Raw genomic sequence first — 13,503 nt, forward strand, 5'->3', positions numbered from 1 at the left:
CGCCGAGGCTGACCAGGACCGATCTGGTCACCACACCGCCGGAGAAGAGCTCGGCGTACGCGGCGAAGGAGAGCTCGCCGGGCACGGTGACCAGCCCGGCCGCCGAGCCGTGGCTCCACTCGCCGGTCAGCAGCGTGCGCCAGTAGACGAAGGTGTCCAGCACCTCGGCGGCGTCCCTGCCGACCGCGTCGCGTTGCAGGAAGAACTGCTCGAAACCGACGTTCAGTGCCTCGCCCAGGCGCAGGATCAGCAAAAGGATGATCACCGGGCGCAGGCCGGGCAGCGTGATGTGCCAGAGCCGCCGCCAGCGTGAGGCCCCGTCCACCGCCGCCGCCTCGTAGAGGTTCTGGTTGATGGCCGCCAGCGCGGCCAGGAAGATGATCGCCCCCAGCCCGCGTCCTTCCAGACCGTCTCCGCGGTGACCAGCGCGAGGAAGGTGTCCGGGTTGGTCATGATGTCGAAGCCGCTGTACCCATGGTCCCGCAGGGTCTGCGAGAGCAGTCCGGCACCGCCGAACATCTGCGAAGCGCTCGTCGAGCAGGAGCCACTGGAAGTTGGACAGGCCGACCCAGGGGCTGTCTCTGAAGCCGACGTAGGGCGAGTAGTCCTGGAAGGCGATGACGTTGCCGAGCAGCGGCACGTAGTGGAAGACGACCAGCAGGCCGATCGCGGGCAGCGCCATCAGCAGGAGCTGCCAGTCGCGTCTCAGCCGGGCCAGGAACGGCCCGCGGCGGCCATGGGTTGTCCTCGTGCCCCTTTTACCGTCATTCTTGGTGGTGCCGGTGCCGGCGGGTGAGGTCAGGTCACCCGCCGGCCCGGTGTTCACGGAGTCCCTAAGCACGGCCGTTGTCCCGCAGGACCTTCAGGTAGAAGTCCCGGGCCTCGTCGCCGCCGTCCCGCCGCCACTCGGTGGCGATCTGCTTGGCGTCGCTGACGGGGCGGCGACCGCGCATGATGTCGGTGAACTTGTCCTCGGTGGGGATCTGCAGGCCGGAGTACTTCGACGGCCGCTGGACCCGGATCCCGTCGAACGGGGTCTTCTCGATGTAGGGGAAGGTGGCGTTCTGCCACTCCACGTTGGCCTTGACCGCCTCGGGATAGACCCAGTCCACGTAGCGAGGGCGCCCGCCGAGGAAGGTGTAGGTCGGGGCGACCTCCTTGCGGCCGAGGTCGGTCGTCTGCGGGACGTTGTGCTCGTCGCGTTCGAAGTGCTTGCCCTCCACGCCGAAGGCCGACAGCTCCTTCTCGTTGGCGCCCTTGCTGCCGGCGACGCTCGGGTGGATCAGCTCCTCCTCGAAGAGCTTGCGCATGAACGCCAGCATCTGCTCGAACTCGGGGGTCTCGTACTTGTGGACGAGCTTTCCCCCCCTCGTAGCGCCACTCCTGCGGGACCCGGAAGATCGGCCAGACCATCTCGTGGATGTCGCCGAACGCCCAGCGCTTCGCCTTGGGGTCGGTGATCTCCTTGCCCAGCTTGTACAGCTCGTCGGCGTTCGTGGGGGTGGCGTTCCAGCCGTTCTTGTCGAACAGGTCCTTGCGGTAGAGCAGCCCGTAGGGGTACGGCTCGGTGGGGAACGGCACCGCCATCAGCTTGCCGTTCCAGACCGACCACTCCCACGCGGCGGTCGGCAGGTTGGCCAGCAGGGCGTACGGCTTGACCTTGTCACCCTGCAGGTAGGGGGTGAGATCCTCGAAGGCCTGGTCGACGGCGGTGTTGAAGTCCGCCATCTTGTCGATCTCCCAGCTCGGGATGACCATGATCTTCGGAATGCCCCCCGAGGCCAGCAGGGCGATCGCCTTGTAGGTGCCGCCCCTGCCCGCCTTCTGCGGCAGCGCGGCGGACGGGGCGGCGGGGTAGGTGGTGAAGTCGCCGCTGATGTCGGGCACCCCGGGCAGGGTGGAGACCGTGCCGGCCAGATCCGGCTTGACGCCGGGGAAGGCCGTGTAGGTGGGGGTCAGCGACGTCAGTTTCTCCGCGGCGGCTGGTCATCGCGTCTCCGGGGGGATGGTTCACGACGCGTTCCCTTCGTTGGTCAGGACGGATCAGGGGTGTCGGCGGAGGAGGCTCCGGGGTAGAATTAGTTCGTCTTGCGACCAAACAAATTAATCGAGGGTGACCTCCGCCACAAGGGACCGCCGATCGCGGACCGGTGGGCAGCGGTCACAGATTGGTGAACGATGGGGCATGATGGGGCCAGCCTGGCCGCGTGGGAACGGGACTGACCTTGATCACATCTACGACGGATCCGCAGCCGGCGGACTTCGCCGACGTCCGGGCCACCAACCTCGCCGTGGTGCTGAGGTTCGTGCGCGAGCACGCGCCCTGCTCTCGGGCGGACATCGCCGCCTCCACGGGGCTCAACAAGGCGACGGTGTCGAGCCTGGTCGCCGATCTGATCGACCGCCGCCTGGTGCGGGAGACGGGGCTGACCGAGAACCGGGTCGGCCGTCCGGCCACGATGCTCGTGCTCGACGGCTCGCCGTACGCCGCGATCGGCGTCGAGGTCAACGTCGACTACGTCACCGCCGTCGCGGTGGACCTGTCGGGGGAGCGGCTGCTGTCCTGGCGGCGTTCCTTCTCCGGCGCGGCCGTCACCAGCGCCCAGGCCGTGGCCACGGTCGCGGCGATCGTCCGCCGGGTGGGGAGCCGGATGGCCAAGGAGGAGCGCCAGGTCCTCGGCCTGACGGTGGGGGTTCCCGGTCTGGTCGGCACCGACGGCACCGTGCGCATCGCGCCCAACCTCGGCTGGCGTGACGCCGACCTGTGCGGCGACCTCACCAAGGCCCTGCGCGACCCCGGCTACCCCGTGCAGGTGGACAACGACGCCAACCTCGCGGCCCTTGCCGAGCACCGCTTCGGCCCCCGGGCCGGGACGGCCAACCTCGTCTACCTCACCGGTGAGATCGGCGTGGGCGCCGGAGTCATCCTCGACGGGCGGCTCCGCCGCGGCGGGCGAGGGTACGGCGGGGAGATCGGCCACATCCAGCTCGATCCCTTCGGCACCGAGTGCCGCTGCGGCCGGCTGGGGTGCCTGGAGGCCGTCGCGGGGATCGGCGCGGTCCTGGAGCACGCCGCCCTCTCGCCCGCGGAGGTGGAGATCGAGCTGGACGAGGTGGTACGGCTGGCCCACGCGGCCGACCTCCACACGCTCACCGTCCTGGCCGCCGTGGGACGCAATCTGGGCAAGGGCGTGGCGATGATCGCGAACCTGCTCAACCCCGAGGTGGTCATCCTGGGCGGCTACTACGTACCGCTCGCCCCCTGGCTGCTGCCCGCGGTGGAGGCCGAGATGCGCGGACGCACGATCGCGCCGGACGCCGGGGGCTGCGAGGTCGTGGCCTCCACGCTGGGGTACGGCGCGGCGGCGCTGGGCGGCGCCGCGCGGGTGCTCGACTCGGTGGATTCGGGTCGTCTGCCCCGTATGTCTTGACCTGAGCCTCACCGGCGTGCACCCTTCAGGGGAACTCCGTTCGAAACGCGCGTGTAACGGACGGAGTTTTCCCGGACCGAATATCGAAGCGCTTCGACAGAGGCGTCCTCCCCCGGCCCCATGTCGAAGCGCTTCGACGCTCTCAGAGGGATGGTCCCCCGATGAACCAACCGTTCCGTGACCCGACGCTCCCGCTCGCGCAGCGCATCGCGGACCTGCGCGACAGGCTCTCCCTTGAGGAGAAGCTGGGCCTGCTGCACCAGTACCACGCGCCGGTCGGGCGGCTCGGCCTGGGCGCCTTCCGCACCGGGACCGAGGCCCTGCACGGCCTGGCCTGGCTGGGACCGGCCACGGTCTTCCCCCAGGCGGTCGGGTTGGCCAGTAGCTGGGACCCCGAGCTGGTCAGGCGGGTCGGTGAGGCGACGGGCGACGAGGTCCTGGCCTTTCACCACAAGGACCCGGCCGGAGCGGGGCGCAACGTGTGGGCCCCGGTGGTCAACCCGCTCAGGGACCCGCGCTGGGGCCGCAACGAGGAAGGCTACTCCGAGGATCCGTGGCTGACCGGTGTCATGGCCACGGCGTACGCCTCCGGCCTTCGTGGGAGCGATCCCACCGTGTTGAAGACCGCGCCCACGCTCAAGCACTTCCTCGGCTACAACAACGAGACCGACCGCTGCGTCACCTCCAGCAACCTGCCGCCCCGGGTGCTGCACGAGTATGAGCTGCCCGCCTACCGGCCCGCCCTGGAGCACGGCGCCGCGGTCGCCGTGATGCCCTCCTACAATCTGGTCAACGGCCGCCCGGCCCACCTCAGCCCGCTGATCAACGAGGTGCTGCGCGGCTGGGCCTCCGACGACGTCCTGGTGGTCAGCGACGCCTACGCACCCGCCAACCTCGCCGGACTGCAGGCCTACCACGACGACCTCCCCGAGGCCTACGCCCACGCGATCAGGGCCGGGCTCGACAGCTTCACCCAGGACGACGACCGGACCGAGGCCACCCTCGGGCACATCCGCCGGGCGCTGGAGCGCGGCCTGCTCACCGAGGCGGACGTCGACGTGGCGGTGGGACACGCGCTGTCGATCCGCTTCCGGCTCGGCGAGTTCGACCCCGGCACGCCGTACGACCACATCACCGAGGAGGTCGTCAACTGCCCCGAACACCAGACGCTGGCCCGCGAGGCGGCCCGGCGCTCGATCGTGCTCCTGAGCAACGACGGCATCCTCCCGCTGGCCTCGGTCGGCAGGATCGCGGTCATCGGCCAGCTCGGCGACACGCTGATGGAGGACTGGTACTCCGGGACCCTCCCGTACGCCGTCACGGCCCGCGCCGGGCTGGCCGAACGGTGCGAGACCGTGTTCTGCGAGGCCGTGGACCGGGTGACGCTGGCGGTCGAGGGCGGCTCCGTCGTCGCCGGTCCCGATGGCGGGCCGCTCACGGTGGACGCCTCCGGCGCGGCATCCGCGGCCGGCCTGTTCGACCTCTTCGACTGGGGCGGCGGCTCTTACGCCCTGCGGGCCGTGGCGACCGGGCGCTATCTGTCGGTGGACGACGGAGGCGTGCTGATCAACGACCAGCCTGGCCCCAACGGCTGGGAGGTGCGCCAGACCTTCAGGACGGAGACCCGGCCGCGCGGGGCGCTGGCGCTCCGGCACATCTCCACCGGCTGCTACGTCACCCTGGACGGCGGGGTGTTCCGGCTGGCCGACGACGCCGACGCGGCGACCTGGCTGACCATGGAGCAGGTCGTCGACGGCGCCGCGGCGGCCGCCGCCCTCGCCGCGACGGCGGACGTGGCCGTGGTGGTGGTCGGCGACCATCCGCTGGTCAACGGGAGGGAGACCGAGGACCGCCTCAGCCTGGCGCTGCCCGCCGCGCAGCAGGCCGTGGTCAGGGCCGTGCGCGCGGCCAACCCGCGGACCGTCATGGTGATCAGCAGTGGCCACCCGGTGACCTGGGACGGGGAGGACCCGCCCGCGGTGCTGTGGTCCTCGCACGGCGGGCAGGAGTACGGTCATGCGCTGGCCGAGGTGCTGTTCGGCGACGCCGACCCCGAGGGACGGCTCACCCAGACGTGGTACCGGTCGGCGTGCGACCTGCCCGACCTGCTCGACTACGACATCATCGCCTCCGACGCCACCTACCAGTACTACCGCGGCACCCCGCTCCACCCCTTCGGCCACGGCCTCAGCTACACCACCTTCGGCTACGCGGGCCTGACCGTCTCGGTGGCGGACGGCCTGGTCACCGCCTCGGCCACCATCACCAACACCGGCCCCCGCGCCGGGGTCGAGGTCGTCCAGATCTACACCCACCAGCGGCGCTCCCGGGTCAAGCAGCCGCTGCGCCGCCTGCGCGGCTTCGCGAAGGTACGGCTCGCACCGGGGGAGAGCGAGACGGTCACCTGGAGCATGGACGTCCGCGACCTGGCCTTCTGGGACGTGACCCGGAACAGGCCCGTCGTGGAGGATGCCCCCCCACAAGATCATGATTGGCCGCTCCGCCCGGGACATCCGCCTGTGCGCCCCCTTCCACGTCGACGGCGAGCACATCCCGCCCCGTGCCGCGCTCGCGGGCCCGATCTCCGCCGTCGACCACGACGAGTACGACGCGGTGGCCTTCGTGGACGCGGCCAGGGTCTCCGGCGACGCCGTACGGTCCACCGCCGAGGGCGCGTGGATCCTGTTCCGCTCGGTCGACCTGGGGGCCGGGGTCGCGGCCTGCGCGGCCCGCGCGACCGGCGTGGAAGGCGGAGTGATCACCCTGCGGCTGGACGACCCCCTCTACGGCCCGGTCGCCGGCGCCCTGACCGTGTCCGCGGGCGGCCGCTACGACCTCGCCGAGGTCCGCGCGGGGCTTGCGGAGGCCGACGGAGTCCACGATCTTTATGTGGTGTTCGAGAACGCGGGAATCACCCTGGCGTCCCTCGCCTTCGAGGGGACCCCGTGAGAGGGCGGGCGGTGACGATCGCCGAGGTCGCCCGGCACGCGGGAGTGGCGGTGAGCACGGTGTCCTACGTGCTCAGCGGGAAACGCGCGATCTCCGCCGACACCCGGCGCCGGGTGCTCGACAGCGTGCGCGTGCTCGGATACCACCCCAACGCCGGGGCCAGGGCGCTGGCCAGCAAGCGGGCCAACGTCATCGCGCTGGTGCTGCCGCTCCGGGCCGGGATGCACGTCCCGGTGCTGATGCAGTTCGCCACCTCGGTGGTCACCGCGGCCCGGCAGTACGACCACGACGTGCTGCTGCTGACCGCCGACGAGGGAGCCGACGGGCTCCACAGGGCGGCGGCGAGCGCGCTGGTGGACGGCCTCGTGCTGATGGACGTGGAACTCGACGACAGCAGGGTGCCGCTGCTGCGGGAGCTCGCCGAGCCGAGCGTGCTGATCGGGTTCCCCGCCGACACGGCCGGGCTGACCTGCGTGGACCTGGACTTCGGCCGCGCGGGCGCGCTCTGCGTGGAGCATCTGGCCGAACGCGGGCACCGGGAGATCGCCCTGCTCGGCGCCCCCGCCGTGGTCTACGGACGGGGGACCGGCTTCGCCCGTCGCACCCGGGAGGGGTTCACCCGGGCCGTGGCCGAGCACGGCCTGACCGGGGTGGCCCTGCCGTGTGAGGACACCTTCGACCAGGTGTCCGCCGCGCTGGGAGAGCTGCTGGAGACCCGGCCCGGCCTGTCCGGGCTGGTCGTCCACAACGAGGCCGCGGTCAACCACGTGCTCGGGGCGCTGCGCCAGTACGGCAGGCGGGTGCCCGGCGAGGTCGCGGTGGTGGCGATCTGCCCCGACGACATCGCGGAACGGTCCAGTCCGGCACTCACCTCGGTGCTGATTCCGGCCGAGGAGGTCGCCCGGCAGGCGGTGCGGCTCCTGATGGACAAGCTCGCGGGCCGGGCCGTACCCGACGGCACGCTGCTGGAGCCCCGGCTGACCGCGCGCGGCAGTACCTGAGCGGGCCGCGCCGTACGTCGGCGGACGTGCCACTGGGCGATCTCGTGCAGGACGACCTCCTTGATGCCCGCCTCGTCGCCGAAGAAGACCGAGGTGGTGTCCGGCACGATACGGCTGCCGCCGATCCTGATGGTGTTGCCCGCTCCCCAGCTGGGCATCGCGATGGACACGCCCGCCTCGTGGGCCTTCTGTCTGCGGAACAGGTTGCCCAGCTGAGCCTGGCCCTCGGCCGGTGCGACCACGAACCCGGTGGGCACCGGGGCGTTCGGTGGGCCGTTGCGCCGCCAGAAGGCCACGTCCGCGGTGGTGGCCTCGGCGACGGCCGGCGCGATGCGCCTGGCGAGGGCGGTGTCCTGCGACCTGGCCAGCACGACGCTGGAGCCGGCCTTCACCACGGTGACGTCGGGCCAGATGTCCTATGGGCCGGGGTAGTACACGGTCGTGGAGCCCTCGCCGCTCGTGATCGGCGGGGGTGCGCCACCCACCTTGGTGACGACCAGGGGCGCGCCGGCCGAGGCCTTCTCGATGGTCCAGCGGTACCACTCCGATACCGGCCGGAGGTCGATGTCGGCGAAGCGGTGCACGAAGGCGACGTCCTGGGTGAACGTCACACCGCGCCCGAAGCTGTCCTCGGTGCGACCCGTGCGGCGCAGCGTCTCGTAGGACATCTGGGTCAGCGGCACCTTGCGCAGGTTGGCGAACAGTCTCGCCTGGCCGCGGACCAGGGCGGCGTTCTTCTGGTCGAAGATCGAGGTGAACGCCTTGGCGTCACCTGACGGCAGCGCCTCGCTGTGTGCCTTGAGCAGCGCGGTGATCTCCTCGTCGGTGACCACGACCGTATTGGGGTCGGCCGGTCCTGAATCGGTCGGCCCCGGGGCGGCCGATCAGCCAAGAGAGCATGCGGGGTCAGGGAAACGCTCCCTCCTTCACCACCGGCGTGCGGGCCGGGTGGGTGACGATCGGCTCGGTCGTCCACACCGTGTCGCGACATGACGACGGGCGCGCCTCCCGGAGGAGACGCGCCCGTCCGGCTGTCAGGGGCGACTACCAGTCGCCGCCGCCGAAGTCACCGCCGCCGAAGTCGCCTCCACCGCCGAAGTCACCCCAGCCACCGCCGCCGAAGTCGCCACCGCCGCCGAAGTCGCCTCCGCCGTCGGCCGCCGCGCCGTCGGCATAGCCGGCGCCGTAGCCGCCCATGCCCCAGCCGCCGCCCATCATGCTGCCGAGCATCGTGCCGACGAGCATGCCGGTCATGACATCGCCGAAACCGCCGTAGTAGCCGTAGGCGTAAGGCTGGTAGGCCGGGCCCGCGTCGTAGTAGGGGCGGCGCTGGCCGTTGACCATGACCTCACGCGTCTGCGGCTCGAAGCCGCGCTCGATGGCCTCGGCGTCGGCCGCACAGGCCGGCACGTCGCGCACCGCGCCACCGGGCGGGGCCCAGCGGACGTCACGGACCGAGGGGCCGTGCTGCGGGTTGAAGAAGCAGGGCGAGCGCCGCTCGGGGAGCGGCTGGTGGTTGACGCGCGCCTTCACACAGGCGAGGGCGTAGCGGCCCTCCTCCAGCGCCGTGGTCACGCCGCGCAGCTCGTCGGGGCGCTTGACCGCCACCAGTTCCACCTTGGCCCGCTCGTAGGAGTCGAGGGCGCGCTGCCAGTCCTGCTGGTGGTCGGCGCCGTCACCGAGCAGCTTGACGTCGGTGTCGAGGTCGGTGATCTCCTCACCGAACTTGGTGACGTCCTCGTCCACGGTCTGCTTGACCGCGGCCAGTTCGGCGGCCTCACGGGCCTCGCGCTGCTGCTTCTTCTTGCGGGAGTAGAAGAAGATGCCCGCCCCGCCGGCCAAGGCCAGCACCAGGATGCCGATCAGCACGCCGCCACCTCCACCTGAGGAACCGGAACCGGAACTGGAACTGGAACCGACACCCGCGCCGATGGCCGCGTCGTCCGCCAGCTTGACGAAGTTGACCACGTTGTCCGTCGGGTTGGTGGTCGTCTTGGCACGGCCCAGCAACTCGTCGACGTCGACGCCCTTGATGTTGGAGACGCCGAACGGGGTCTTGCCGCTCATCAGCAGCACGGTGGACTTGCCGCCGATGTCCTTGCGGATCGAGGTCAGCAGGGTTCTCGCCTGCGACTTGCTGGTCACCGCGCCCTCGGGCAGCAGCCCCACGTAGACCGAGGAGGTCTTCTCGGCGGCGCCGCGCATGGCGTCGGCGGCGTCGGCGGGGATCCCCGAGGCGGGGTCGGCGTAGAAGTGATCGCCGTCCTTCAGGCCCGCGGAGATCGTGCCGGGGTCGGGCGCCGCGGCACTGGCCGCCGGCGCGATCATGAAGATGGCCAGCAGCCCGGCGAGCAGCGCGACGATCGCGGCACCGAGACGACCTGGCGCGGATTTTGTGGTGATCACGGCAGAAAGCCTCCTTCGTCCTGAAGGACGAATGAGTGGACGTCAGAGTTCCCTACCATCCGACCGTATCCCCTCCGGGGCGGTACGGTGCGGAAAGATCGCCGTCATGTCCGTCGCGCTGGGCCTGTACGCCCGTTATACGGAAGGTCGACTCTCCTTCCCCACGCTGGGCGCAACGTCGGTGGATCTTCCGAATGTACCGACCACAGGTTGAGTACGCGCGGCCGAGAACCCGAGGTCGCTGGGGTGGCCTTTCCCGCCCTCGGCGTCCCGGGCCAGTGGGGGCCTGCGCTTCCAACGAGAAACGCGGCACTGGGTCGCGTCCCGCCGTGAGCAGGGCATGGGGGGCGGGGCTCAGCGCAGGAGGCCGACCCCGCTGTACCCGTCGATGCCGCCGAGCCTGGGCGGCATCGGCCCGTCCGTCTCCGGACGCCAGTCCTCGGTGGACACCAGGCCGGGCTCCACGAGCTCGAACCCGTCGAAGAAGCGCAGGATCTGCGCGTGTGAGCGGGGTGTCGCCGACCCCGCGGAGGTCTTCTTGTAGACCTCGCGGCCCTGCCGGACCTTCTCCTCGTCGAGGTCGCCGAAGGAGAGGTGGCTGATCACCACGGCGCTGCCGGGAGCGAGCCGGCCGCGCAGCGTCGCGACGATCCGCTCCGCGACGTCGTCCTCGGGGACGAAGTGCAGGACGGCCAGCAGGAGCAGGCCCACCGGCTGGTCGAAGTCGATGTGCTCGTTGATCCGCGGGTCGCCGAGGATGGCCTCGGGGTCCCTCAGGTCGCCGTCCAGCACGATGGTCTGATTGTTGTCCGCCAGCAGGGCGCGCCCGTGGGCGAGCACGATGGGGTCGTTGTCGACGTAGACGACGCGGGACTCGGGTGCCGTGCGCAGCGCCACCTGGTGCACGTTCTCCTGCGTGGGCAGGCCGGCCCCGATGTCGAGGAACTGGCGGACTCCCGTCTTGGCGAGGAGCCTCACGGCCCGGCTGAGGAAGCGCCGGTTGGCCTGGACCCCTTCCCGGACGTTGGGCGTGAGCTCGATGAGCTTCTCGGCCGCCGCCCGGTCGGAGGCGAAGTTGTCCTTGCCGCCGAGAAGGTAGTCGTAGATCCGGGCGACGCTTGGAATCGTCGGGTCAATCCCCAGCGGCACTTGCTTCATGTTCATCCCGCTCTCAACGCACCGTTTGTTGATCGTAAAGTAACGGATGGGGCGGGACGCTGTCATAAATCATGAATGCGGCTGACGCCGATGCCGGGCGGTCCAGGGGGGCCGCCCCCGTGAGAAGGGGGCGGCCCTGGTGCGTGGAACGGTCAGGTGTCCTTGATGTCGCAGATGACGGCGCCGGCGGTGACGCTCTGACCGGTGGCGGCGCTCAGACCGGTGACGGTACCGGTCTTGTGCGCGGTCAGCGGCTGTTCCATCTTCATCGCTTCCAGCACCACGATGACATCGCCGGTGGTGACGCTGTCGCCGTCGGTGGCCACCACCTTGACGATGGTGCCCTGCATCGGGCTGATGAGGCTGTCGCCGCCCGCGGCGGTCGTGGCGCCCGTGCCGCGGCCGGTCCGCCGCGGCGCCCTGGCCCCGGTGCCGGTGCCGGGTGCGGGGGTGCCGAATCCGGCGGGAAGGACCACTTCCAGGCGTTTGCCGCCGACCTCGACGGTGACGCTCTCGCGTCCGGCCGGCTGTCCGGGGGCGGCGATCGGTGCGGTGTGGGGTGGGATCTGGTTGTCGAAGTCGGTCTCGATCCAGCGGGTGTGCACCCGGAAGGGGTCGTCGGTGAAGTCGGGGTCGTTGACCACGGCCTGGTGGAAGGGCAAGACGGTGGGCATGCCCTCGATGGTGAACTCGGCCAGGGCCCGCCGGGAGCGTTGCAGGGCTTCTTGGCGGGTGCGGCCGGTGACGATGAGTTTGGCGATCAGGGAGTCGAAGGCGCCCGGGACGGTCATGCCGGCCTCGTAGCCGGCGTCCAGGCGCACGCCGGGGCCGGCGGGGGCGCGGAGCGCGGTGATGGTGCCGGGGGCGGGCAGGAAGGCGCGGCCGGCGTCTTCGGCGTTGATGCGGAACTCGATGGAGTGGCCGCGGGGGGCGGGGTCGTCGTAGCCCAGGGGTTCGCCGTCGGCGATGCGGAACATCTCGCGGACCAGGTCCAGGCCGGCGACTTCCTCGGTGACGGGGTGTTCGACCTGCAGGCGGGTGTTGACCTCCAGGAAGGAGATCGTGCCGTCTTGGCCGATGAGGAATTCGCAGGTGCCGGCGCCGTGGTAGCCGGCTTGGCGCAGGATCGCTTTGGAGCTGGTGGTCAGCAGCGCGTGTTGTTCGGGGCTCAGGAAGGGGGCGGGGGCTTCTTCGACGAGTTTTTGGTGGCGGCGTTGCAGGGAGCAGTCGCGGGTGGAGACCACCACGACGTTTCCGTGGGTGTCGGCCAGGCACTGGGTTTCCACGTGGCGGGGGCGGTCGAGGTAGCGTTCGACGAAGCATTCGCCGCGGCCGAAGGCGGTGATGGCCTCGCGGACGGCTGAGTCGTAGAGGTCGGGGATCTCGGCCAGGGTGCGGGCGACTTTGAGGCCGCGTCCGCCGCCGCCGTAGGCGGCTTTGATCGCGATGGGCAGGCCGTGTTGCCGGGCGAAGGCGGTGACTTCCTCGGGGCCGGAGACGGGGTCGGTGGTGCCGGCGACGAGGGGGGCGCCTACGGCGTGGGCGATGTGGCGGGCGGCGACTTTGTCGCCGAGGGCGGTGATCGCGGCTGGGGGTGGGCCGATCCAGGTCAGGCCGGCGTCGAGGACGGCTTGGGCGAAGGTGGCGTTCTCGGCGAGGAAGCCGTAGCCGGGGTGGACGGCGTCGGCGCCGCTGGTGCGGGCGATGCGCAGTAGTTTGGTGATGTCGAGGTAGGTGTCGGCGGGGGTGGTGCCGCCGAGGGCGTGGGCCTCGTCGGCCACGCGGACGTGCAGGGCGTCGAGGTCCTGGTCGGCGTAGACGGCGACGCCGGTCAGGCCGGCGTCCTTGCATGCGCGGGCGATCCGCACGGCGATCTCACCACGGTTGGCGATCAGGACCTTCTGCACCGACGTCATTCCCTTCCTTGACATCTGCGAATGGGGGCCTGCGGGCCTCCAAGGGAGTGTAAGCGCCTTCTGATCGCGAGGCCCCGTCGGGGCCACCGGCCGAGCGCGCCCCGCCGGATCCCCTCTTCCCGGCGGACTTCACTTGTCACCGCAATCTCATACATCGCCCTTAACTCGTTACATCACGAAAAATCAATAAGAAAAGGAACGTTACCTCCTTCACGTGTCCGGGAAGGTCCATATCCGCTCGGCATAATCCCGGTATCACTGTGATCCACTCGCCTATCGTGATTTCGTTTGGCGAGCCCCCCGACACCGATCCCGAAGGAGACTGGCATGAGCCAGAACTTGCTCGGCGGCAATCCCGCGGAAATGCAGCAGATGGCCACCCAGTTCACCCAGCAGGCCGACCAGGTGCGGGCCACGATGGCCGCCCTGGACCGGGAGGCGGCCAAAGTCGGCACCGCCTGGACCGGCCCCGGCGCCCAGCGTTTCACCGAGGCCTGGCAGAACTATCGCGCGGCCTTCCAGCGGATGTCCGAAGAGCTCGCCGAGGCCTCCCGGGTCATCAACACCTACCGCGGCAACATCGAGTCCGCCACGCGTTAGCGGCACCCCGCAGACGCCCCGGCCCACCTGGTCCGGGGCGTC

12 protein-coding genes and 2 pseudogenes are annotated in these 13,503 nt (G+C 70.6%); 8 read left to right on the forward strand and 6 right to left on the reverse strand.

Features of this window, described 5'->3' with window-relative positions; all coding sequences use genetic code 11:
* Positions 1 to 88: 88 nt before the first annotated feature.
* Positions 89 to 802, reverse strand: a pseudogene (locus tag FHR32_RS20050) (ABC transporter permease subunit); the annotation flags it as partial.
* Between the two features lie 31 nt (positions 803 to 833).
* Positions 834 to 1,310 carry a hypothetical protein gene (locus tag FHR32_RS44575; RefSeq protein ID WP_246466223.1) on the reverse strand — a complete coding sequence of 159 codons (477 nt, stop codon included), beginning with the start codon at positions 1,308 to 1,310 and terminating at the stop codon, positions 834 to 836.
* A 371-nt stretch (positions 1,311 to 1,681) separates the two neighbouring features.
* On the opposite strand from FHR32_RS44575, the gene FHR32_RS46050 reads away from it, so the two are divergent.
* The 7 genes and pseudogenes from FHR32_RS46050 to FHR32_RS20080 all read left to right on the forward strand — a co-directional run bounded on the left by FHR32_RS46050 (position 1,682) and on the right by FHR32_RS20080 (position 7,813).
* Positions 1,682 to 1,804 (forward strand): hypothetical protein, encoded by a 123-nt coding sequence (locus FHR32_RS46050; RefSeq protein WP_281390878.1) that lies wholly within the window; start codon positions 1,682 to 1,684, stop codon positions 1,802 to 1,804.
* 403 nt (positions 1,805 to 2,207) lie between these two features.
* Positions 2,208 to 3,431 carry an ROK family transcriptional regulator gene (locus tag FHR32_RS20060; RefSeq protein WP_312882495.1) on the forward strand — a complete coding sequence of 408 codons (1,224 nt, stop codon included), beginning with the start codon at positions 2,208 to 2,210 and terminating at the stop codon, positions 3,429 to 3,431.
* A gap of 161 nt (positions 3,432 to 3,592) precedes the next feature.
* Positions 3,593 to 5,842: pseudogene (locus FHR32_RS20065) on the forward strand (glycoside hydrolase family 3 C-terminal domain-containing protein); the annotation flags it as partial.
* 76 nt (positions 5,843 to 5,918) lie between these two features.
* Entirely contained in the window at positions 5,919 to 6,380 is a 462-nt protein-coding gene (locus tag FHR32_RS46740) for a carbohydrate-binding protein (protein ID WP_312882666.1), read from the forward strand.
* Positions 6,377 to 7,381: a LacI family DNA-binding transcriptional regulator gene (locus FHR32_RS20070; protein ID WP_184755693.1), complete on the forward strand. Its 1,005-nt coding sequence runs from the start codon at positions 6,377 to 6,379 to the stop codon at positions 7,379 to 7,381. Before FHR32_RS46740 ends, FHR32_RS20070 begins: the two co-directional genes overlap by 4 nt.
* Before the next feature lie 63 nt (positions 7,382 to 7,444).
* Complete coding sequence (locus FHR32_RS20075) at positions 7,445 to 7,597, forward strand: hypothetical protein (protein ID WP_184755694.1); 153 nt, start codon at positions 7,445 to 7,447, stop codon at positions 7,595 to 7,597.
* 33 nt (positions 7,598 to 7,630) lie between these two features.
* Positions 7,631 to 7,813, forward strand: a complete 183-nt coding sequence (locus FHR32_RS20080; RefSeq protein WP_184755695.1) for a hypothetical protein — start codon at positions 7,631 to 7,633, stop codon at positions 7,811 to 7,813.
* Here the strand turns inward: FHR32_RS20080 and FHR32_RS20085 are convergent.
* The 4 genes from FHR32_RS20085 to FHR32_RS20100 all read right to left on the reverse strand — a co-directional run bounded on the left by FHR32_RS20085 (position 7,798) and on the right by FHR32_RS20100 (position 12,852).
* Positions 7,798 to 8,214: a hypothetical protein gene (locus tag FHR32_RS20085; RefSeq protein WP_184755696.1), complete on the reverse strand. Its 417-nt coding sequence runs from the start codon at positions 8,212 to 8,214 to the stop codon at positions 7,798 to 7,800. The two genes, FHR32_RS20080 and FHR32_RS20085, sit on opposite strands and share 16 nt — an antisense overlap.
* Positions 8,215 to 8,425: 211 nt before the next feature.
* Positions 8,426 to 9,787 (reverse strand): hypothetical protein, encoded by a 1,362-nt coding sequence (locus FHR32_RS20090; protein ID WP_184755697.1) that lies wholly within the window; start codon positions 9,785 to 9,787, stop codon positions 8,426 to 8,428.
* A gap of 354 nt (positions 9,788 to 10,141) precedes the next feature.
* The gene (locus FHR32_RS20095) at positions 10,142 to 10,951 is read right to left on the reverse strand and encodes an SAM-dependent methyltransferase (RefSeq protein WP_312882496.1); all 810 of its coding nucleotides are present in this window, start codon (positions 10,949 to 10,951) and stop codon (positions 10,142 to 10,144) included.
* 146 nt (positions 10,952 to 11,097) lie between these two features.
* A complete protein-coding gene (locus FHR32_RS20100) occupies positions 11,098 to 12,852 on the reverse strand; it encodes an acetyl/propionyl/methylcrotonyl-CoA carboxylase subunit alpha (RefSeq protein ID WP_184756609.1) in 1,755 nt (584 codons plus the stop codon).
* A 336-nt stretch (positions 12,853 to 13,188) separates the two neighbouring features.
* On the opposite strand from FHR32_RS20100, the gene FHR32_RS20105 reads away from it, so the two are divergent.
* Entirely contained in the window at positions 13,189 to 13,461 is a 273-nt protein-coding gene (locus FHR32_RS20105; RefSeq protein ID WP_184755698.1) for a WXG100 family type VII secretion target, read from the forward strand.
* Positions 13,462 to 13,503 lie beyond the last annotated feature (42 nt).

The organism is Streptosporangium album (assembly GCF_014203795.1).
Classification (GTDB): Bacteria; Actinomycetota; Actinomycetes; order Streptosporangiales; family Streptosporangiaceae; genus Streptosporangium; species Streptosporangium album.